The organism is Roseibium sp. (assembly GCF_965229775.1).
GTDB lineage: Bacteria > Pseudomonadota > Alphaproteobacteria > Rhizobiales > Stappiaceae > Roseibium.
In genome coordinates, this window is record NZ_OZ245929.1 from 653216 (window position 1) to 672711 (window position 19496).

The following is a 19496-nucleotide window of genomic DNA, read 5'->3' on the forward strand; positions in this document are numbered from 1 at the left end:
TCCTTCAAGCAGCGAGAGAAAGGACGGGCTCGCCCAGGACGTTCGGATCCGGTGCAACGCCGAGGCCCGGTCCTTCGGGAGGTTGTATCCGGCCGTTGGCCCGGACCGGGGCGTCCGGATCAAGTCTTGGATAAACATAGCCGGACAGATCGCACACGTTAAGAATGGCCTGCGGCGGTGTCGACGCGGCAACATGCAGGGCTGCCGCCGTGGCAATATCCGACCCCCAGGTATCCTCGATGCACATCTTGGCCCCGAAATGAAGGCACAGGTCCCGCGCACGCCTCAGATCGGAAATGCCGCCGAATTTCGACAGTTTCAGCGCGACGGCATCCATGCAGCCGAGTTCGTAGGCTTTCATGAGACTGGCCGTATCGTGCGCGGTTTCATCCAGTTTCATCGGCAACCCGGTCGCCGAGCGGACGGCGGCGCATTCCTCTAGCGTCGCACAAGGCTGTTCAAGCATGATGTCAAGATCGCGGACGGCCCGGCCGACCCGTGTCGCGTCCAGCCGGCTGGCGCCGCAATTCCAGTCGCCATAGACGACCGGTCCCGGTCCGACGGCTTCCCGGACAAGCCTCAGACGTGCGACATCGGCTTCCCAGTTGGCGTCGGCACCCAGCTTCACCTGGATCTGGCGCATGCCGCCGGCCACCGCATCCTTCGCGATCGCGGCCATGTCTTCCGGGGCAATGCAGGTGATTGAATGATACAGCGGAAAATCGATCGATTGCCGGCCGCCGAGCAGCGTGTAGACCGGCAGCCCGCATGCCTTGCCAGTCAGGTCCCAGAGCGCGATATCGATCACCGATTGCACGTAAGGATGCCCCAGCAGCCAGGACCGGCACTTGCGGGCAATCGCATCAACACCGATAGGGTCCGCCCCGATGAGGACAGGCGCCAGTTCCTCGATCGCCGGTGCGACACCCCTGGCATAGGACGGCAGGTAGTGCGGGATCGGGCACACCTCGCCCCAGCCGCTGACATCCTGATCGGTATCGATCCGGAGCACCATGCTGTCGACGGTCGCACAGGTCTTGCCTTCCGCCATGTAGTAGGTTTCGTGGCTCGTGAGCGGCACTTTCCAGAGGGTCAGGCCTGTAATCTTGTACGCGGGATAGTTGCTCATAGGGGGTCCTCGTAAACCGCAACGGGCTCTCCAAGCACGTCGGGGTCGGGCGTGATACCAACGCCGGGTGAGGCGTCAAACCGCACGAAACCAGCCTGGTTGCGGCCTCCCTGACCGGAGACCGGGTCAACGGACAGGTGCGCATGGCACAGCCAGCTGGCGAGCCGGTTGGAATCGGGAGTCGAGGCAGCCAGATGAAGGGCGGCCGTGTCCGCAAACGCGCTGCCTCCGGTGTCTTCGATATGCATCTGCCAGCCGACGGCGAGGCCGAAATCGCGGATCTGCCGCGCCCGGGTCAGCCCGCCGACGCGGTTCGGCTTCACCTTGACACCGTGGCAAGCGCCCTGCTTCCAGGCGTCCAGGTGATCCTGAAAGGTGGCAAGGCATTCATCCAGCATGATCGGCTGCTGCACTTTTGCTGCAACGAAGGCGCACTGATCGAGGGTTTCGCAGGGCTGCTCGATCCAGTCTCGCGCCGAAACCGCATTCAGCACCTGGAGCGCAACGCCCGGCGTCCACGCCCGGTTGACATCGAAGGTCACCTGCTCGCCCTTCGGCAGCGCCTTCGAAATGGCTTCGATCCGCGCAATATCGGCGGCGGCGTCCTGGCCGCCAACCTTTGCGGAATGGGTGCGGTACCCTTTTGAACTCGCGTCCCGGATCAGCGCGATCATTTCGTCCGGAGTTCCGGTCGAGATCGATGAATTGATGGCAACCGGCGCGGGTTCCTCCGCCCCCAGCATCCGCCAGAGCGGTTGACCCGTCGCTTTTCCCGTCAGATCCCAGCAGGCGATGTCGAGCGGCGACTTGGCGTAAGGATGCCCGGGGAGCCGGATGTCCATGCTCCGGTTGATCTCGTCGTGTGCACGCGGGTCACGGCCGAGAAGAGCAGGCGCGAGAAGCTCAAGCGCCGATCTCAGACCAGGCCCATGGGCGGGCAGATAGGTGTGCCCCCACGGGCACCCCTCCCCCCAGCCGGACACGCCTTCATCGGTCTCGATCCGCACGAAGGTTGAGTCCAGTTTTTCGAATTTCAGCCGGCCGCCGGACAGCCAGTAGGGTTTGGCAAGCGGAAGATCGATCTGCCAGACGCTGATCCGCGAGATCCTCATGCCGCCTCTCCATAAACGGCGACCGGCGCGCCAAGGCTGTCGAGGTCCGGCTCGACCCCGAGACCAGGCGCATCGGAGGCGTAAAGCTTACCGTTTGAGGTTCTGGGGGCCGGAGATCCCGTGGATCGCGTGTTGTAGTTATGAAGATCCGTGGTGTTCTGAAGGAACTCCTCCGGCGTCGAGGCGGCGAAATGGGCCAGCGTCGCCGTCGCGATCTCCCCGCCCCACGTGTCTTCCGCGACGACGGGAATGCGGTTGTCAACGAAAAAGTCCCGCACCCGGCGCGCCTTGGACAGACCGCCGAGGTTGGAGATTTTCAGGCAGACGAGATCGGCCGCCCGGTCGGCAACGATCCGCTGTGCGGCTGCGAGACCCGTCACGCACTCGTCCAGCTTCATCGGCAGATCGATCCGCTGGCGGACCTGCAGGCATTCCTCGTAGGTGCGGCAGGGCTGCTCGAAGATGAAATCAAGGTCCCGTGTTGCCCGCCCGACGCGGAGCGCATTGTCGACGCGCCAGCCCTGGTTGGCATCCGCCATTGCCTTTTCGCCCGGCTTGAGCAGCGGCACGATCGCGCGGATCCGGTCGATGTCCTGCGTCCAGTCCGCCCCGACCTTGATCTGGAATTGCCGGTAGCCGTTTGCGCGGTGGCGCTCCAGTTCGGCAACCGTTTCCTCTGTCGAGCGGTGCGGGGCAACCCGGTACATCGGCGCGCCGTCGGTCAGCTTGCCGCCAAGCAGCATCCAGACCGGCGCGTTAAGGGCCTTGCCGGCGATGTCCCAGCAGGCCGCGTCGAACGGTGCCTTGGCATAGCTATGCCCCTGCACGAGGTGATCCAGCAATTGCTCGATCCGCGCAACCTGACGCGGGTCTTCTCCCAGAAGCGCGGGCGCAACAAGACGGGCCAGCGCCTCGACGCCTTCCGAGTGGGCCACCATGTAGTTCTCGCCGCAGGGCGTGAATTCCCCGCATCCGGATAGGCCCGCATCCGTGTCGATGACCACCACGGACGCGCGCGCCGTGGTGATCGCGTTCCCCGCGCCCCAGCCATAGGCACCGTCGACATAGGGCAGATCCGTCTTGAAGATCCGGATACGGGTTATCTTCATGGGATCACCACGATGTTTCCCGTATGTTTTTTCTCGATGAAAGCCGTCTGCGCCGCGTGAAATTCCTTCAGCGGGTAAGTTGCCGCGAGCGCCGGCCTGACCTCGCCGCGCTCGATATACCCGACCAGATCCTTGAAGATATGCGGCTCGACGACGGTGGACCCGATCAGGGTCAGGTCGTTCAGATAAAAGGTCCTGAGATCGAATGCGACGATCGGCCCCGCGATGGCACCGGAACACGTGTAGCGTCCCCCGCGCTCCATGACCGAGATGAGATTACCCCAGTAGGGTCCGCCGACAATATCGGCGACAACCGAAACGGTCTCCTTGCCGGTCGTATCTTTCAGGGCCGTCGCGAGGTCTTCGGGCGCACGGTCCAGCAGCACGTCCGCGCCGAGAGCTTTCACGGCCTCATGCTTGGAAGCCGAGGCAAGCGCGACGATGGTCGCGCCGCGCCGCTTGGCAAGCTGCACGACCGCAGAGCCGACACCGCCCGAAGCGCCCGTAACAAGAACCGTGTCGCGTTCGCCCACTTGCGCACGGCTGAGCATGCCCTCCGCTGTCGTGTAGGAACACGAGAACGTCGCAAGTTCCGCGTCGCTCAGATCCGACTGCACCGCGCCGACATTGTTCGCGTTGGCAACCGTGTACTCGGCATAGCCGCCGTCGCACTCGGAGCCGAAATATCCGGCCTTGTTCTTGTTGAACGGATCGGACCAGTCCCGGAGCCAGCCATCGACCATCACCCGCTTGCCCAGCAGCGTTTCCGGCGCACCGTCGCCAAGCGCGACAACCTCGCCGACCGCGTCCGCGCCCTGGATGCGTGGAAACGTGATTGGCGCGCCGCCCCAGGTCGGATCTTCTTCGCCCACCTCTTCATAGGCACCGCCGGTGGTGGCATCAGAAACGGTCTTGGAGTACCAGCCGGATCTCGTGTTCACATCCGTGTTGTTCAGCCCGCAGGCGCCGACCTTGATCAGGACCTCGCCCGGACCGGCCTTTGGTGTCGGCCAATCCTCGTGCCAGACCAGCTTGTCGAGCCCGCCATGTCCTTCCAGAACGATGGCCTTCATGGTTGCCGGTATTGTCATTCCGCCGCCACTCCGACAGGCGCGTCCGTTCTCGGCAGCAGGCTGTCAGGATCGTAGGCGGGAGCGTCCAGCACCCGGGCCTTGCGGACCCCGTTCATGATGACGACTTCCAGCTCCTGGCCCGGCTTCGCCGCTTCCGGTTTGACATAGGCGAAGGCGAGGATCTTGCCCACCGTGTGCGCATAGGCAACCGAGCTGGTCGCACCCACCGGCTCACCGTTGAGAAGCACGGCTTCGCCGCCATGCCCGTCTTCCACGCCGTCCGGCTCGATCTGGAGGTAGATGCACACCCACGGCAGTTTGGCAGACGCGGCACTCGCTTCGGTCTCTTCCCTGCCGAGGAAGTCTCCCTTGTCGAGCTTCACGAACCGCATGACGTCGGCTTCCGGCAGCGTGACTTCGTTGGTCAGTTCCCCGGCACCCTTGAATCCCTTTTCAAGGCGCAGCGCATTCATCGCGAACGAGCCGTAGTCCGCAAGCCCGAGCGGCTGGCCGGTCTTCCAGAGGGCGTCATAGACCTCCAGCATATGTGCGCGCGGAATGTGGAACTCCCAGCCGAGTTCTCCGGCATAGGACATTCGGAATGCCCAGACCTTGTTCCCGGCAATCTCGATTTCCTGCGCCGTCAGCCAGCGGAACGACGCATTGTCGAGCGGCGCCGGTGTATTGGGGGCAAGAATATCGCGTGCCAGCGGACCGTTGAGCGTCATCGCACCCCAGTCGGTGGAACGGTTCGTAACCGTCGCGTCTTCACCTTGAAGGTTCTGCGCAAGGTGATCCAGAAGCCGTTGTTCGAAGAAGGCGGCGCAGACCAGATAGAAGCGGTCTTCCGCAAGCCGGACGACCGTCAGTTCCATTTCGATGCGTCCGCGCCGGTTGAGCATGTGTGTCAGGGCGATGCCGCCGATCTTCTTCGGCAGCCGGTTGGCCACCAGCCGGTCCAGATAGCTTTCCGCATCCGGACCGGACAGTTCGATCTTGGTGAAGGCCGAGATGTCCATGATCCCGGCCGTCGTCCTGACAGCCTGCATTTCCCTTGCGACGGCCTCGTGCCAGGCCGCCCGCCGGAACGAGTAGTAGTCCCGCTGCTCCAGATCGCCGGTGGTGAACCAGCGCGGACGTTCGTGCCCGTAGACTTCCTCGTAGACAGCGCCCTTGTCCTTCAGCCGTTCGTAAAGCGGGCTCGGTTTGATCGGCCGCCCTTCCAACCGGTTGAAGTGCGGGAATGGAATCTCGTGGCGAAGGCAATAGTCCTCCTTGGCCTTGACGACCTGCCACTCCTGATCGGCATAGCCGCCGAACCGGCGCGGGTCGAACTCGCGCATGGAGATGTCGGCCGAGCCATGAACGATCCAGCGGGCGAGTTCACGCGTCAGGCCCGGCCCCCAGCCGATGCCGATCTGGGTGCCGCAGCAGCACCAGTAGTTCTTCACGCCCGGCGCCGGACCGATCAGCGGATTGCCGTCCGGCGGATGCGAAATCGCGCCATGCACTTCGCGCTTGATGCCGAGTTCAGCGAAGATCGGCATGCGGTCCATCGCGTTTTCCAGCCACGGCATGATCCGGTCATAATCCGCTGCAAACAGCTCGTTTTCGGCTTCCCAGGGGCAGAAGTCTTCCCAGACCGTGTTCGGGTTTTCCTTTTCATAGATCCCGATCAGCCCCGACTTCTGCTCCATGCGGATATAGCCGGAGACCAGCTTGTCGTCCCGGATGACAGGCAGCTCTTCGTCCAGTTCCTTGAACTCGGGAACGGTGTCGGTGACGATGTAATGGTGCGTCATTGACGTCATCGGCAATTGCAGCCCGCTCCATTCGCCCATCTGCCGCGCATAGGTCCCGCCTGCGTTGACCACGTGCTCGCAGGTGATGTCGCCCAGTTCGGTCGAGACTTTCCACTCGCCGTTGGCCTGCTGCTTGATGTCGGTCGCGCGGCAGCGGCGGATGATCTTGACGCCCAGCTTCCTTGCACCGATCGCCAGAGCCTGCGTGACGCCGGACGGGTCCGCGTGGCCGTCATCGGGCGTATGCAACGCGCCGAGAACGCCGTCGAGATTGTAGAACGGGTGCAGTTCGCGGATCCGGTCCGGTCCGACCAGCTCCATCGGAAACTGAAGCGCGCGCCCGACACTCATGGTGTGGCGGAGCCAGTCCATCTCGTCTTCCGTGTAGGCCAGGCGGAAAGACCCGCAACCATGCCAGGTGACCGATTGGCCGGTCTCTTCCTCAAGCAGACCTGAATAGAGATCGATGTTGTAGCCGACGCATTTTCCGAGCCCGAAGCTGGACGTGGAATGGGTGATCTGCCCGGCCGCATGCCAGGTGGACCCGGAGGTCAGTTCCGCCTTCTCCAGGAGAACGACATCCGAACAGCCCTCGTGGGCCAGATGGTAGGCGAGGCCGCAGCCCATGATGCCGCCGCCGACGATGACGACGCGGGCCGAGGACGGCAGTTTGGAGGTTCCGGTTTCCGACATGTGTGATCTCCCAGGCCGGTGATTTTTCGATGGACATCGTAATTGTACAAATGTACTCTCGTCAATCATGAATGATATGAATGTACCAAAAACAGGATTGAAGGCCCCGCAGGCGGTGCTTGACGATCTCGCATCCGAGCTTGAGGACCTGACGCCGGAGCTGCGCAAAGCCGCAAGCTATGTGCTTGAAAACCCGAACGATGTCGGCGTGAGTTCGATCCGTGAGATCGCCGACGCGGCGGGCGTCAAACCGAACACATTCGTGCGCATGGCACGCTCGGTCGGCTTTGATGGATATGAGGATTTCCGTCATCCGTTCCGCGAAGCGATCCGCAGCCGTGGCACGGATTTTCCGGATCGGGCACGCTGGCTGCAGTCCCTGGCAAAGGGCGGCCAGCTCGGCGCGCTGTTTGCGGAAATGGCCGCCTGCGCGATCTCGAATATCGAGAACACCTTCGCCGCGACCGATGCCAACGCGATGAAAGCGGCCGCCGATGCCATCGTGAAGGCGCGCCACACCTATGTGCTCGGCGTCGGCGTAAACAATTCCAACGCACGCAATTTCTCCTATCTCGCGGACATGGCGGTCGACACGATCTGGACCATTCCGAGGATGGGGTCTGTTGCAACGGATGATCTGGCACGTGCGGATGAGCGGGACGTGCTCGTCGCCATGACCTGCAAACCTTACCGCACCGATGTCATCGCCGCCGTGGAAACGGCGCGCGAACAGGGGCTGACGATCGTCGCCATCTCGGACAGCCCTGCCTCGCCCATTGTCGTTGGCAGCGACCATGCCTTTGTCGTCGATGCCGAGACGCCGCAGTTCTTTCCCTCATCCGTCTCGACCATCGCTCTTCTGGAAACACTGCTGGCCTTCGTCATCGCCGATGCGCCCGAGGACGTCATTTCCAGCATCGAGCGTTTTCACACCCGCCGCCACAAGATGGGGCTCTATCAGGAAGAGTGGAAGGACCGCTCATGAACGTTCACAGCCAGCTGACCCATTCGCTTGAAGCCCGCTACTACACGGACCCGGATCATTTCAAACGGGAAAAAGACGGGTTGCTGGCACGTACGTGGCAATTCGCCGGGCACGTCTCCCAGCTGGAGAAACCCGGCGACTATTTCACGGTCGATATCGCGGACGAAAGCATCATCTGCCTGCGCGACAGGGATGGCATGCTCCGGGCCTACTACAATGTCTGCCAGCACCGGGCGCACCAGCTGGTGCAGGGCGAAGGCAACACCAAGCTGCTGGTCTGCCCCTATCACAGCTGGACATACGAACTGACGGGCGGCCTGCGGTCCGGTCCGAATGTCCGCGCGGTTCCCGGCTTCGACCGCAGCAAGATCTGCCTTACCTCCGTGCGGATCGAAGACTTCTGCGGCTTCCTGTTCGTCAATCTCGACCCGGATGCCAAACCGATGGACGTGTGGTTTCCGAACGTGCGCGAGGAACTGCGCGCCTTCGTTCCGCAGATTGACCGCCTGAAGCCGCTCGAATGGGTGGAAATTGCCGAGAACTGCAATTGGAAGGTCTCGGTCGAGAATTATTCGGAATGCTATCACTGCCCCATCAACCACCCCACATTCGCTACCGGTGTGGTCAAGCCGGAGACCTATGACATCCAGCCACAAGGATACTGTCTCCGTCACACGACCGAATGCCAGAACCTCGACAGGATGACCTACGACATCGACCTGGATGCCAACGAACATGCCGGAGATTATTCCTCCTGGTATCTGTGGCCGTTGTTCTCCTTCCAGGTCTATCCGGGCAATATCCTGAACACCTATCACTGGCGCGCGGTCGACGTTGACCACGTCATCGTCTGGCGCGGCTGGTACACCGTGGACGGCGTCGACAGCGAAACCATCCGGCGTCTTGCCGTCCAGGACCGCTCGACAACCGTCGAAGAGGACATCTACCTTGTGGAGGCGGTTCAGAAGGGACTGCGCAGCCGCGGCTACAAGCCCGGCCCCCTCGTGCTCGACCCCGCCTGCGGCGTGAATTCGGAACATTCCGTCAAGGCGTTGCAGAACTGGATGCGGGAAGCCTGATGTCCGCGCCCGGATCCGAAGCGCAGGGCATGCCGCTGAAATGGACCGAGGACCAGAAGCTGTTTCCGCACCAGGTCGGGTTCACCTGCCCTCCGCACGACTGGGACGCGGCCCCGACCGACTTCCTGCGCATCGCACCCGGCAGCGTCGGGGTCCATGGCTGGATGCTTCACGTGTCCGACTACCGGCACCGGCTCGACCAGCGCACGCGGAATTTCGGCATGCTCGAGGAGTTCGCGTCCGTCATGGCCGACAACGGCGCCGATGTCTGCGCGCAGGTCGGGTCCAACTGGGTACACGCTTCAGGCATGGGTGTTCAGGGAATTGCCGATTTCTGCGCGCGGCTGAGTGACCGATACGGCCTTGCCTTTCACATGGCCGGTTACGCGATGGTCGAGGCACTGCGCGAGATGAATGTTGAAAAGGTCGCCCTCAACGCCGTTTATCACTGGCCTGAATGGTGGCAGGGCACGGTCGGCTTCCTGAAGGAAGCCGGGTTCGACGTCTTGTGGGCCGGGAACTTTGTCGACCAGGGCTGGTTCGAAAGCCAGGACGACGTGAACCGCAAGAGGTGGATCTTCGACGGCGATCTGGCCCGGCGCAGTTTCGAGTATGTAGCTGAAAGGGCCCCAAACGCTGATGCCTACCTCGCCAACGGCATGGTCAATTTCCGCAGCGGACAAAATGGCCAGCCGCAACGCATGCTGCACCTGACCCCGCAGCTGGAAGACCAGCTCGGCAAACCGGTGATCGCGCACGACACCGCCCTTTACTGGCGCGTTTTCCGCTCGCTCGATCTGGCTCCGGAAGGCAGGCACGGACAATTGCTGGAGCGCCTCGATGCATAAGATCGTCGCGCTTTGGGCGGTGCCCCGGTCAACGTCCACCGCGTTTGAATGGATGATGCGCCAGCGCGGGGATCTGGACTGCCTGCACGAACCCTTCGGTGAGGCTTGGTATCAGGGTGCAGAGCCTTTCTGGCCAAGATGGCAACCCGGAGACAGGACGACTCCCGGCCTGACACTGGAAAGCGTCTGGGAAGACATCCGGGCGCGGGCCGAGGCAGGACCGGTCTTCATCAAGGACTTCCCGCATTACATCAGCCACATGTGGGATCAGGACTTCCTGTCCCATTTCACCCATGCGTTCCTGATCCGCGATCCCGCGCTCACGATCACGTCCATGTACGACAAGTGGCCCGACTTCGACAGCGCAGAGGTCGGTTTCCCGGAACAGCGCGCCCTGTTCGACCTGCTTTATGCCTCGCACGGCAAGGCGCCGCCCGTGATCGACAGCGATGACCTTCTGGAAGACCCCGAAGGCACGGTGAAAGCGTTTTGCGAAGCGGTCGGGATACCCTTCATTGCCGATGCGCTCACCTGGGAGCCGGGGGCCGACACGGCGCAATACAGCTGGTGGGACGGCGGCTCGTTCCACGCCAATCTCAAAAACTCGACCGGGCTCCGGCCGCAACAGCGGCGTTATGTCGAACTTGATGACGCGCCCGAGTGCGTGCGCCACGTGCACCGGCGCATGAAACCCCACTACGACAGACTTCATTCTTACAGGATCAGGGCCTGATGACCGATCTACCGGCCTATTGGCACAATTTCATCGACGGCGACTACTGCGAGGGGGGCGCCGGCCATATCGAGGTTCTCGATCCCGCAACCGGCGAACGCATCGCCGACCAGGCGATTGCGGACGAAAACGATGTCGATCGCGCGGTCTCGGCGGCCGGGGCCTTGAGTGCCAGCGGTGACTGGTCGGGCCTGCGCCCCGTGGAGCGCGGCCGTATCGTCCGGAAGATGGGAGAGTATATCCTAGAGCGGATCGACGAAATCGCTCCGGTCCTGACCGGGGAAGCCGGCAAACCGCTCTGGGAAGCAAGGCTCGAACTGGAAGGCGCCGCACGCTACTTCGAATATTACGGCAACCAGGCCGAGACCATGGAAGGCCGCTCCATTCCCCTTGGCGGCGGCTATTTCGATTTTACCACGCACGAACCCTTCGGTGTCTCGGCCCAGATCATTCCGTGGAACTATCCGATGGAAATGACGGCCCGCTCGTTGTCGGCCGCGCTTGCCGTCGGCTGCTCCGTTGTCGTGAAGACACCGGAGCTCGATCCGCTCACCAACCGCTTTTTTGCCGACGCGGCGCTCGCCTGCGGCCTGCCCGATGGAGCGCTCAACATCCTGTGCGGACTGGGCAAGGACACCGGCGCGGCCTTGACCGCCCATCCCGGTGTCAACCAGATCGTCTTCACCGGTTCGGTGCAGACGGGATCGGCGATTGCCACCGCCGCGGCCCGCAATGTCGTGCCCTGCGTCCTCGAACTCGGCGGCAAGTCCGCCGCCATCGTCCATGACGATGCCGATCTGGATGCGTTTTTATCCGACGTCCGCTGGGGTATCTATTTCAACGCAGGGCAAGTCTGCTCCGCCATGTCCCGCGTCGTTGCCCACGAGAAGGTTCACGACAGGCTGGTCGACGGCATCGTTGCCATGGCCGAGGATCTCGATGTCGGCGACGGGCTCGGCTTTCCGGACTTCGGCGCAAACATGGGCCCGATGATCTCCGAAACCCAGTGCCAGCGCGCGGCCAGCATGGTCTCGCAGGCCGAACGCGACGGTGCCCGCACCGCCGCCGGCGGACGGCGGATGAACCGGCCCGGCTATTTTCTCGAACCGACCGTGATGACGGGCGTGACACCCGACATGACGATCGCCAACGACGAAGTCTTCGGACCGGTCCTGTCCGTCCTCAAATTCAGCACCGAGGAAGAGGCCATCCGGATCGCCAACGGTACGCCTTATGGTCTGGTCGCCGGCGTGTTCACATCCGACATCGACCGGGCCATGCGCGCAACCAGGGGCCTCAGAGCCGGTCAGGTCTTCGTCAACGAATGGTATGCCGGCGGTGTCGAAACCCCCTTTGGCGGTTTCGGCAAATCCGGCTACGGTCGCGAAAAGGGCCGTGAAGCGCTGCTCAACTACGTTCAAACGAAAAATGTCGCGATCAAACTGAGGTAAGAGATGGATCAGGATCTGTTCGAAAAGGGACTGGAACAGCGCAAGGCGACGCTTGGCGCCGAGTATGTCGAAAACAATCTGGCCAAGGCGGATGATTTCACCCGCCCGTTTCAGGAAGCAATGACGGCGTGGTGCTGGGGATTCGGCTGGGGCGACGAGGTCATCGACGCCAAGACCCGGTCCATGATGAACCTTGCGATGATCGGTGCGCTCGGGAAGATGACCGAATGGGAAATCCACTGCAGGGGCGCCATCAACAACGGCGTCACCAAGAAGGAAATCCAGGCGATCATCCATGTTGTCGGCATTTATTGCGGCGTTCCGCAGGCCCTGGAATGCTTCCGGGTTGCCCGGAAAGTGCTTGAAGAACAGGGCGTCGCATAACGACATCTGACCAAGGTGTCACAGCGTGTGCGGCACCCGGTGGGAACGCGGCCTTCGCACAAGGTTTGAGTTGGATTTTTATGCATTTTACGCTATTTTTTCCCGAAGCTTGGGAGGAAACGCGTAAATGGACGGATTCTGGAGCGTCCTGGGCGGGGCATTTGCCCTCGTCTTTGCACTTGATCCGGATCTTCTGGAGATCATCGGCCTGTCGATGCGGGTCACGCTGACGGCCGTCTTTTTTGCCTGCCTGATCGGATTGCCGCTCGGGGCTGCCGTCGGCGTCTTCCGCTTTCCCGGACGCACGTTCCTCTCCGTTACACTGAACGCCCTGATGGGACTGCCGCCGGTCGTGGTCGGTCTCGTTGTCTACCTGATGCTGTCGGCATCCGGTCCGTTCGGCCCGCTGCGCCTTCTCTATACACCGGGCGCAATGATCATCGCCCAGATGATCATCGTCACACCCATCGTGGCCGCGCTGACGCGCCAGGTTGTCGAAGACCTGAACCGCGAATATGCCGAACAGTTTGCCTCCCTTGGCGTCGGTGCACTGGACCGGATGCTGTCCCTGCTGTGGGACGCCCGCTACAGCCTGCTCACCGTCGCGCTCGCCGGGTTCGGACGGGCGGTTGCCGAGGTCGGCGCCGTCCTGATCGTCGGCGGCAACATCAACCACGTAACGCGCGTGATGACCACGACGATTGCCCTTGAGACGTCCAAGGGAAACCTCCAGCTCGCGCTCGCCCTCGGTGTCGTTCTTCTGGCGATTGCCTTCTCGGTGACCGCCTGCGTCATGGCGCTGAAAGCCTCTGCCGTGAGGGCCGCCTATGCGTGACGCCGGTTTCGATATGCCCGCCGCGGCATCCGCCTCACGACAGTCGCTTGCACCCGAGCTGCTTCTGGAAGCGCGTGGCCTTGTCTTCGAAGCAGGCGGACAGCGCCTTCTGAACGGTGTCGATGTGGCGATCCGAAAAGGGTCGCGGACCCTTGTCATGGGACCCAACGGCGCAGGCAAGAGCCTGCTGCTGCGGTTGCTCCACGGGTTGATCAAGCCACAGCAGGGCACGATCTCCTGGCAGGGCAGTCCCATCACGAAACAGGATCTGCGGTCGCAGGCGATGGTGTTCCAGCGCCCGGTCCTGTTGCGGCGGTCCGTTCTCGCCAATCTCAAATTCGCCCTGTCGGTACGCGGCCTTCGCGGTTCGGAGCGTGCGCGCAAGATCGACGCCGCCCTCGCCTCCGCCGGCCTCGATCATCTTGCCAAGCGGCCGGCCCGCGTTCTCTCCGGCGGCGAACAGCAGCGACTGGCGGTCGTCCGGGCGCTTGCGTGCGATCCCGACCTGCTGTTTCTGGACGAGCCGACAGCGAACCTTGACCCCGCCTCGACCGCCGCAATCGAGAACCTCGTGCTGGAAGCCAATGCCCGCGGTGTCACGATCGTTCTTGTCACCCACGATTCCGGTCAGGCCCACCGTCTCGGCGAGGATGTCATCTTCCTTCAGGATGGCGTGGTCGCCGAAACAGGATCCGCGCACCAGGTCCTGAATGCGCCGCAAAGCGAACCGGCCCGCGCGTGGCACGGCGGCAGGCTTTACCTTGGCCCCGTTACCCGGTCCGCCGCGGACCGATCCAGGAGGACACCTTGATCAGACACCTGTTGAGGCTCGCGATTGCAACGCTTGTTGCAGGCGCGGCGGCTGTCTCTGTTGCCTATGCCGACGACGAGAAATTCATCATCGTTCAATCGACCACCTCGACCCAGAATTCGGGCCTGTTCGATCACATTCTTCCCACCTTCCGGAACAAGACGGGGATCGAGGTCCGCGTTGTCGCCGTCGGCACGGGTCAGGCGATCCGAAACGCCGTCAATGGCGACGGCGACGTGCTTCTGGTGCATTCGAAACCGTCCGAGGAAAAGTTCGTTGCCGACGGGTTCGGCGTTTCGCGCGCCGACGTCATGTACAATGACTTCGTGATCGTCGGCCCCGCTTCCGACCCGGCAGGGATCAAGGGCAGCCGCAACGTGGTGGCCGCCCTGCCGAAGATCGCGGAAGCCGAGGCACCCTTCGCCTCGCGCGGTGACGACAGCGGCACGCACAAGGCGGAACTCCGGCTCTGGAAAGCCGCGGAGATTGATGCAGCCGCGTCGTCCGGGACCTGGTACCGGGAAACCGGTTCGGGCATGGGCTCCACCTTGAACACGGCCATCGGCATGGACGCCTATTCCATGACGGACCGGGCAACATGGATCGCCTTCGGCAACAAGGGCACGCACGAAATCATGGTAGAAGGCGACCCGCGCATGTTCAACCAGTACGGCGTGATCCTGGTGAACCCCGAGGTGCATCCGCATGTGAAGGCTGAAATGGGCCAGGTGTTCGTCGACTGGCTCCTCTCCAAGGAAGGCCAGGCCGCGATCGCGGATTACACGGTCGACGGTCAGCAGCTGTTTTTCCCCAACGCCAATGACGGCTCCAGCTGATCGCGATTGAACCATCCTGGACGGTGAAGGGTGCCGCACACGCATTGCGGTCCGGTTTAGAAAGTACTGTCGAATTTATGTCGTTGAGAAAGCTGCATAGTTCATTGCGGCGCCAAATCGGGAAACAGAGTTATTTCCCCGATTTGTCGTCCCGGTTTGCCGCGCGCGCGGCAAGACCGGGAACCAGTACTCCCTGTGGCCGGAGACTGAAACAAGACGGAAAATCCGGTGGGTACTGGGTTCCGGCCTTCCGCTGCGCTTCAGCCGGAATGACAAGCTCATAGGCTGGGATCGCATCGCTAGATCAATTCCGAGTTAAACCGGACAGCAGTGCCGCACACGAGACTGTGACCGGTCTGTGATTGTTGGCGGCCGCGCTGATACGGCATGGTGTCTTCCAACGCGGTTGGAGACATCATGCTGAAAAGACTCATCCCGTCAGTTCTGGCATTGGCAGTCGCAAGCCCGGCGATGGCCGTGGTGCTTGGCGGTGAGATTGTCGACCAGCGCGGCAACGGCAAATTCGTCCTGCTGGATACGAGTACGCCTTTCAGCGTCGGTGCCGACAACTTCAACACCGACAATCTCTACGCATTTGACGAGGACCAGAACATTGTTCTGACGGAGCCGATCCGGGTCGATTTCGGAGGCGACAACGGCATCATCCGGCAAGGCGAAACCATCGCAAGCCACTATGTCTTTTTCGACAGTTTTGCAGGTGTTCACTACGGCTACGTGGACTTCGATGCACCCGTCCTCGGCATCGCCGCGTTTCAGGACACGATGGCGGCAACCGACTTCCTCGCCAACAATGATGTGAACTACATCAGCACCGAATTGCGCGGACTGGAACCGGGCGACCGGGTCTGGGTCGACAGCCAAAACCCCAATCGCCTGTGGGTGTTCTGGGCAGGGTCATCGCCCGGCGACTATATCCGGGTCTTCACTGAAAAGTCGCTCGGCGCGATGATGTAAAGTGAAGCGTGATGCTGCCAGGCGGTACCGTCCTGGTGGACAGGCTTAGTCTCCCAGCCTGACAGATGAACCGCTGGCCTGCTCGGCGCTTGAGAAGCCCGCGCGATCGAGAACCTGGCTCGCACCGATGGAAATGACCACGATTGCGGCAAAGGCCGCGAACATAGCTCTCATTGTGTTTCTCCGTTCTTGTCCTGCGAGCCTGCCGCCGTTTTTAGATAATTGACCAGGTCGGTCCGGTCCTCGGGCTTGGCGATCACCTGCATCGGCATTTTCGAGCCGGGGATGAAATGATCCGGGCCATCCAGAAACAGCTGATCGATTGTCTCTTCCGTCCAGATGATATCAGACCCTGTCAGGGTTTTCGAATAGGGGTAGTCAGGCAGCGTGCCGGCGCGTCGTCCGAAGACCTCGTAAAGGCTCGGCCCTGCCTTGCGCGCGCTGCCCTCGGTCAGGGCGTGGCAGATGGAACACTTGCGCGCGAACTGCCGTTCACCATTCGACATCTGCTCCGGCTGGCGCAGGAATTGAGGTGTTTCCTTCGCCATCGGATCGAATTTTCCAAGGCCGGCAACCGGCCAGGAATAGACGATATCCTCGATCCCGCCGGCATGCAGGACCTCGCCATCCTTCGAAAAGGCCAGCGCCCAGATCGGTCCCTTCAATGCAGCCTTGAAATCGGATTCGATCGTCCATGTTTCCGTGTCGAAAACGGTGATGTAGCCGTGACCGTCACCGGTCGCGAGCCGCTTGCCGTCTTCGCTCAAGGACATGGCGAGAATGGGCCGCCGTTCCAGCGTGAAGTCGTGGAGCCGCTCGCCGCTTTCAATGTCGACGATGCGGGTGATACCATCCTGCGATCCGTAGGCCACCCAGGTCTCGTTGCTGTTGCGGCCGCCGAGCGCCAGCACGTTCACGCCGAAACCGTTTCGGACAATAACCCGCTTTTCGGCCTTGGCCGCCACATCCCAGAGTATGATGGACCCGTCGACGGAGGCTGAATAAAGCCAGGCCCCATCCGCCGAAAACGCGACCTTGTTCACGCCTGCGCTGTGACCGCTCAGGAATGTCGGCGCGCCGCCATCCACCGGCCAGAGGCCGATTTTCGCGTCCCAGCTTGCGCTGGCAATCATCTTGCCGTCAGGAGACACCGCCAGACCCATGACCTTGGCCGTGTGGCCCTCGCGTTTTTCCTGGGAGCCGTTCTCAAGGTTCCAGAAGATCAGGGTGTTGTCATCACCGGCCGAGACGACGAGATCGTCAGTGACAAACCTCACCACCTTGACCGCGGCCTCGTGTCCGTCCAGCCAGTTCGGTTTGCGCCCGGACCAGATCCCGACCGCATTGTCGAAACTTGCCGTCGCAACGCGCCCGCTGTCCCGGGACACGGTGATGTCCATGACAGGGCCGCCATGACCCTTCAGTGTCTCGAAATCAGCGGAAAATGAAGGGCCGGCGATGCACAGCGATACGAAAAATGCCGCCAGCCCGGACGACCACGCGGAGATCCAGGCCCAGCGTTTGGCCTGAGCAGGTTCTGATGAGCCATGAAGGCCTCGCATCCACCTGGAAATCGCAACGCCAAACCGATTGGGGAACGGCCCCCGGCTCTGCGCGTCGCTTGGCCGGGGTGACACCGAGGCGGATTTCGAGCCCAAAACCACCGTTTCTGCCCTACTCAGCAGGAACCGCGTTTTTGTCCGGCGCTTCGGATTTGCGCTGCGCCTCTTCGACTTCCTTGACCCACAAGCCATGGTGCTCACGCGCCCACTGCAGCTCGACCTCGCCGGACCCCATGGCATCGTATGCGCCTTCCATGCCCACGGAACCGATGTAGATGTGCGCAAGGATCATGGCGATCATCAAGAACGCGACGATCGTGTGCCAGAGTTGCGCATACTGCATTTCCTCGTGCGGCGCGAGTTCGGTCGGCAGGGTGCCGAGCCCGACAAGTTGCGGCAGACCGAGATTGTTCAGGATTTCGAAGGTCTTGGCGAACATCGGGAAATCGAATGGAAACAGCAGCGAAATACCCGAGGCGGAAATTGAGGCACCGAGGACGATCACGCCCCAGAAGATCATCTTCTGCCCGAAGTTGAATTTCTTCGCCGGAGGGTGCACGCCTTTTTTCAGGAGGCCGCCCCCAACCGCGATCCATTTGAGGTCCGTCTTGTTCGGAATGTTGTGCACAACCCACATGACGAAAATCATCACGAGGCCGAGCATGAAGGCCCAGGACACGTTGTTGTGGACCCATTTGGACGCCAGTGCGATGGGCGCATAGGCATCCTTTCCAAGCAGCGGAATGATGGCGACCCGCCCGAAGAGAACGATCAGACCTGTTACGGCAAGCAATATGAAGCTGCCGGCGAGCAGCCAGTGCCCGAATCTTTCGATCATCTTGAAACGCGTGATCGTCCGTCCGGTCTTTTCTCCGTCGATCCGGATCCGGCCGCGAAGCAGGTAGAACAGCGCAAGGAAGGCAAGCGTGCCGGCAAGCAGATAGGCGCCGTAGGTCTTCAGGGGACCGTTTCGGATTTCAAGCCAGCGCATGCCGCCATCCTGCATCAGGACAGTGGCTTCCTTGCCGCCGGACGAGACCGTGATATCGGCGGACCCGAAACGCAGGGCGCGCCACAATTCGGGATCGGATACCCCTCCGAGCGTTCCCAGCTGATTGGTCATGCCGGCTGCCGAGTCGGGGTCCCCGGTGGCATTGCGCCTGAAATCGTAATCGACCTTCTCGCCGCGCTGACGCTTCATGATGTCTTCGAGCGTCTGCGCACCGCCGGTCGCGCTCCGATCGGCCTGCGGTGGCTCCTGGGGCTGCTCCTGGGCAAGTGCCGGAGACAGAAATGCCAGAAGAACAACAACAGCCAAAACCAAGCGTTTCATAGCCGGATCCTCATTCCTTGTGCAGCGTTTAAAGCCTACCAGAGATGAACAGGGCGGCAAGTTTGCCGCCCCGTTCAGATTTAAAGAGGGACCGGGAAGGTCCGGCGGCAGAGCCCCTCTGCCACCGCCGGACGCAGTCCGGTTTACCCGCCTCTTTGACCGTAGGCGGAGCCCCAGCCCCAGGCGCCGGAGCCGAAGCCACGGGCAACCACACGCTCGCGGTAGATAGCCGACACGACGTCGCCATCACCGGCAAGCAGGGCCTTGGTGGAGCACATTTCCGCACAAAGCGGCAACTTGCCTTCCGCGATACGGTTGGCACCGTATTTCGCGCGTTCGGCGGTCGAGTTGTTTTCTTCCGGACCACCTGCACAGAAGGTGCACTTGTCCATCTTGCCGCGCGATCCGAAGTTCCCGGCCTGCGGGAACTGCGGGGCGCCGAACGGACAGGCGTAGAAGCAGTAGCCGCAGCCAATGCACAGGTCCTTCGAGTGAAGAACCACACCTTCTTCGTTCTGGTAGAAACAATCGACCGGGCACACCGCCATGCAGGGTGCGTCCGAACAGTGCATGCAGGCCACGGAGATCGACCGTTCACCCGGGCTGCCATCATTGATGGTCACGACCCGGCGGCGATTGATCCCCCACGGCACTTCATTTTCGTTTTTGCAAGCCGTGACACAGGCATTGCACTCAATGCATCGCTCAGCGTCACAAAGGAATTTTGCTCTTGCAGCCATTGCGTC

At 62.0% G+C, this 19496-nt stretch carries 19 protein-coding genes; 10 read left to right on the forward strand and 9 right to left on the reverse strand.

The genetic code is table 11. The features are described from left to right. Nucleotides 1-4: 4 nt before the first annotated feature. From ACO07N_RS02800 to ACO07N_RS02820, 5 genes are read right to left on the reverse strand one after another with little or no spacing between them, the layout of a single operon-like run. Complete coding sequence (locus tag ACO07N_RS02800; protein WP_421979568.1) at nucleotides 5-1129, reverse strand: mandelate racemase/muconate lactonizing enzyme family protein; 1125 nt, start codon at nucleotides 1127-1129, stop codon at nucleotides 5-7. Continuing rightward, nucleotides 1126-2241, reverse strand: a complete 1116-nt coding sequence (locus ACO07N_RS02805; protein ID WP_421979569.1) for a mandelate racemase/muconate lactonizing enzyme family protein — start codon at nucleotides 2239-2241, stop codon at nucleotides 1126-1128. Before ACO07N_RS02805 ends, ACO07N_RS02800 begins: the two co-directional genes overlap by 4 nt. After that, nucleotides 2238-3350: a mandelate racemase/muconate lactonizing enzyme family protein gene (locus tag ACO07N_RS02810; RefSeq protein ID WP_421979570.1), complete on the reverse strand. Its 1113-nt coding sequence runs from the start codon at nucleotides 3348-3350 to the stop codon at nucleotides 2238-2240. The genes ACO07N_RS02805 and ACO07N_RS02810 overlap by 4 nt, the downstream gene beginning before the upstream one ends. Further along, nucleotides 3347-4441, reverse strand: coding sequence for an alcohol dehydrogenase family protein (locus ACO07N_RS02815; RefSeq protein WP_421979571.1), 1095 nt, complete (start codon nucleotides 4439-4441; stop codon nucleotides 3347-3349). The genes ACO07N_RS02810 and ACO07N_RS02815 overlap by 4 nt, the downstream gene beginning before the upstream one ends. Next, on the reverse strand, nucleotides 4438-6918 hold the full coding sequence (locus ACO07N_RS02820) for an FAD-dependent oxidoreductase (RefSeq protein WP_421979572.1): 2481 nt from the start codon (nucleotides 6916-6918) through the stop codon (nucleotides 4438-4440). The genes ACO07N_RS02815 and ACO07N_RS02820 overlap by 4 nt, the downstream gene beginning before the upstream one ends. 76 nt (nucleotides 6919-6994) lie before the next feature. Here ACO07N_RS02820 and ACO07N_RS02825 point away from each other — a divergent pair, with 76 nt between their 5' ends. From ACO07N_RS02825 to ACO07N_RS02870, 10 genes are all read left to right on the forward strand, one after another. After that, nucleotides 6995-7903 (forward strand): MurR/RpiR family transcriptional regulator, encoded by a 909-nt coding sequence (locus tag ACO07N_RS02825; RefSeq protein WP_421979573.1) that lies wholly within the window; start codon nucleotides 6995-6997, stop codon nucleotides 7901-7903. After that, nucleotides 7900-8982, forward strand: coding sequence for an aromatic ring-hydroxylating oxygenase subunit alpha (locus tag ACO07N_RS02830; protein ID WP_421979574.1), 1083 nt, complete (start codon nucleotides 7900-7902; stop codon nucleotides 8980-8982). Before ACO07N_RS02825 ends, ACO07N_RS02830 begins: the two co-directional genes overlap by 4 nt. After that, entirely contained in the window at nucleotides 8982-9830 is an 849-nt protein-coding gene (locus tag ACO07N_RS02835) for a hypothetical protein (RefSeq protein WP_421979575.1), read from the forward strand. Before ACO07N_RS02830 ends, ACO07N_RS02835 begins: the two co-directional genes overlap by 1 nt. Beyond that, on the forward strand, nucleotides 9823-10563 hold the full coding sequence (locus ACO07N_RS02840; RefSeq protein ID WP_421979576.1) for a hypothetical protein: 741 nt from the start codon (nucleotides 9823-9825) through the stop codon (nucleotides 10561-10563). Before ACO07N_RS02835 ends, ACO07N_RS02840 begins: the two co-directional genes overlap by 8 nt. Then, nucleotides 10563-12014 carry an aldehyde dehydrogenase family protein gene (locus ACO07N_RS02845; protein ID WP_421979577.1) on the forward strand — a complete coding sequence of 484 codons (1452 nt, stop codon included), beginning with the start codon at nucleotides 10563-10565 and terminating at the stop codon, nucleotides 12012-12014. Before ACO07N_RS02840 ends, ACO07N_RS02845 begins: the two co-directional genes overlap by 1 nt. Before the next feature lie 3 nt (nucleotides 12015-12017). Continuing rightward, a complete protein-coding gene (locus ACO07N_RS02850; RefSeq protein ID WP_421979578.1) occupies nucleotides 12018-12398 on the forward strand; it encodes a carboxymuconolactone decarboxylase family protein in 381 nt (126 codons plus the stop codon). A 127-nt stretch (nucleotides 12399-12525) separates the two neighbouring features. Continuing rightward, nucleotides 12526-13233, forward strand: a complete 708-nt coding sequence (locus tag ACO07N_RS02855) for an ABC transporter permease (RefSeq protein ID WP_421979579.1) — start codon at nucleotides 12526-12528, stop codon at nucleotides 13231-13233. Next, a complete protein-coding gene (locus tag ACO07N_RS02860; protein ID WP_421979580.1) occupies nucleotides 13226-14044 on the forward strand; it encodes an ATP-binding cassette domain-containing protein in 819 nt (272 codons plus the stop codon). Before ACO07N_RS02855 ends, ACO07N_RS02860 begins: the two co-directional genes overlap by 8 nt. Further along, complete coding sequence (locus ACO07N_RS02865) at nucleotides 14041-14880, forward strand: substrate-binding domain-containing protein (protein ID WP_421979581.1); 840 nt, start codon at nucleotides 14041-14043, stop codon at nucleotides 14878-14880. Before ACO07N_RS02860 ends, ACO07N_RS02865 begins: the two co-directional genes overlap by 4 nt. Nucleotides 14881-15297: 417 nt before the next feature. Further along, nucleotides 15298-15855 carry a hypothetical protein gene (locus ACO07N_RS02870; RefSeq protein WP_421979582.1) on the forward strand — a complete coding sequence of 186 codons (558 nt, stop codon included), beginning with the start codon at nucleotides 15298-15300 and terminating at the stop codon, nucleotides 15853-15855. 45 nt (nucleotides 15856-15900) lie between these two features. Here the strand turns inward: ACO07N_RS02870 and ACO07N_RS02875 are convergent, their stop codons facing one another. The 4 genes from ACO07N_RS02875 to fdh3B form a co-directional block, all read right to left on the reverse strand. Continuing rightward, nucleotides 15901-16029, reverse strand: a complete 129-nt coding sequence (locus ACO07N_RS02875; RefSeq protein ID WP_421979583.1) for a hypothetical protein — start codon at nucleotides 16027-16029, stop codon at nucleotides 15901-15903. After that, nucleotides 16026-17609: a c-type cytochrome gene (locus ACO07N_RS02880; protein ID WP_421979584.1), complete on the reverse strand. Its 1584-nt coding sequence runs from the start codon at nucleotides 17607-17609 to the stop codon at nucleotides 16026-16028. Before ACO07N_RS02880 ends, ACO07N_RS02875 begins: the two co-directional genes overlap by 4 nt. Further along, nucleotides 17530-18750 carry a formate dehydrogenase subunit gamma gene (locus tag ACO07N_RS02885; protein WP_421979585.1) on the reverse strand — a complete coding sequence of 407 codons (1221 nt, stop codon included), beginning with the start codon at nucleotides 18748-18750 and terminating at the stop codon, nucleotides 17530-17532. Before ACO07N_RS02885 ends, ACO07N_RS02880 begins: the two co-directional genes overlap by 80 nt. Nucleotides 18751-18893: 143 nt before the next feature. Next, nucleotides 18894-19490 carry a formate dehydrogenase FDH3 subunit beta gene (gene fdh3B / locus ACO07N_RS02890; protein WP_306144908.1) on the reverse strand — a complete coding sequence of 199 codons (597 nt, stop codon included), beginning with the start codon at nucleotides 19488-19490 and terminating at the stop codon, nucleotides 18894-18896. Nucleotides 19491-19496: the final 6 nt, after the last annotated feature.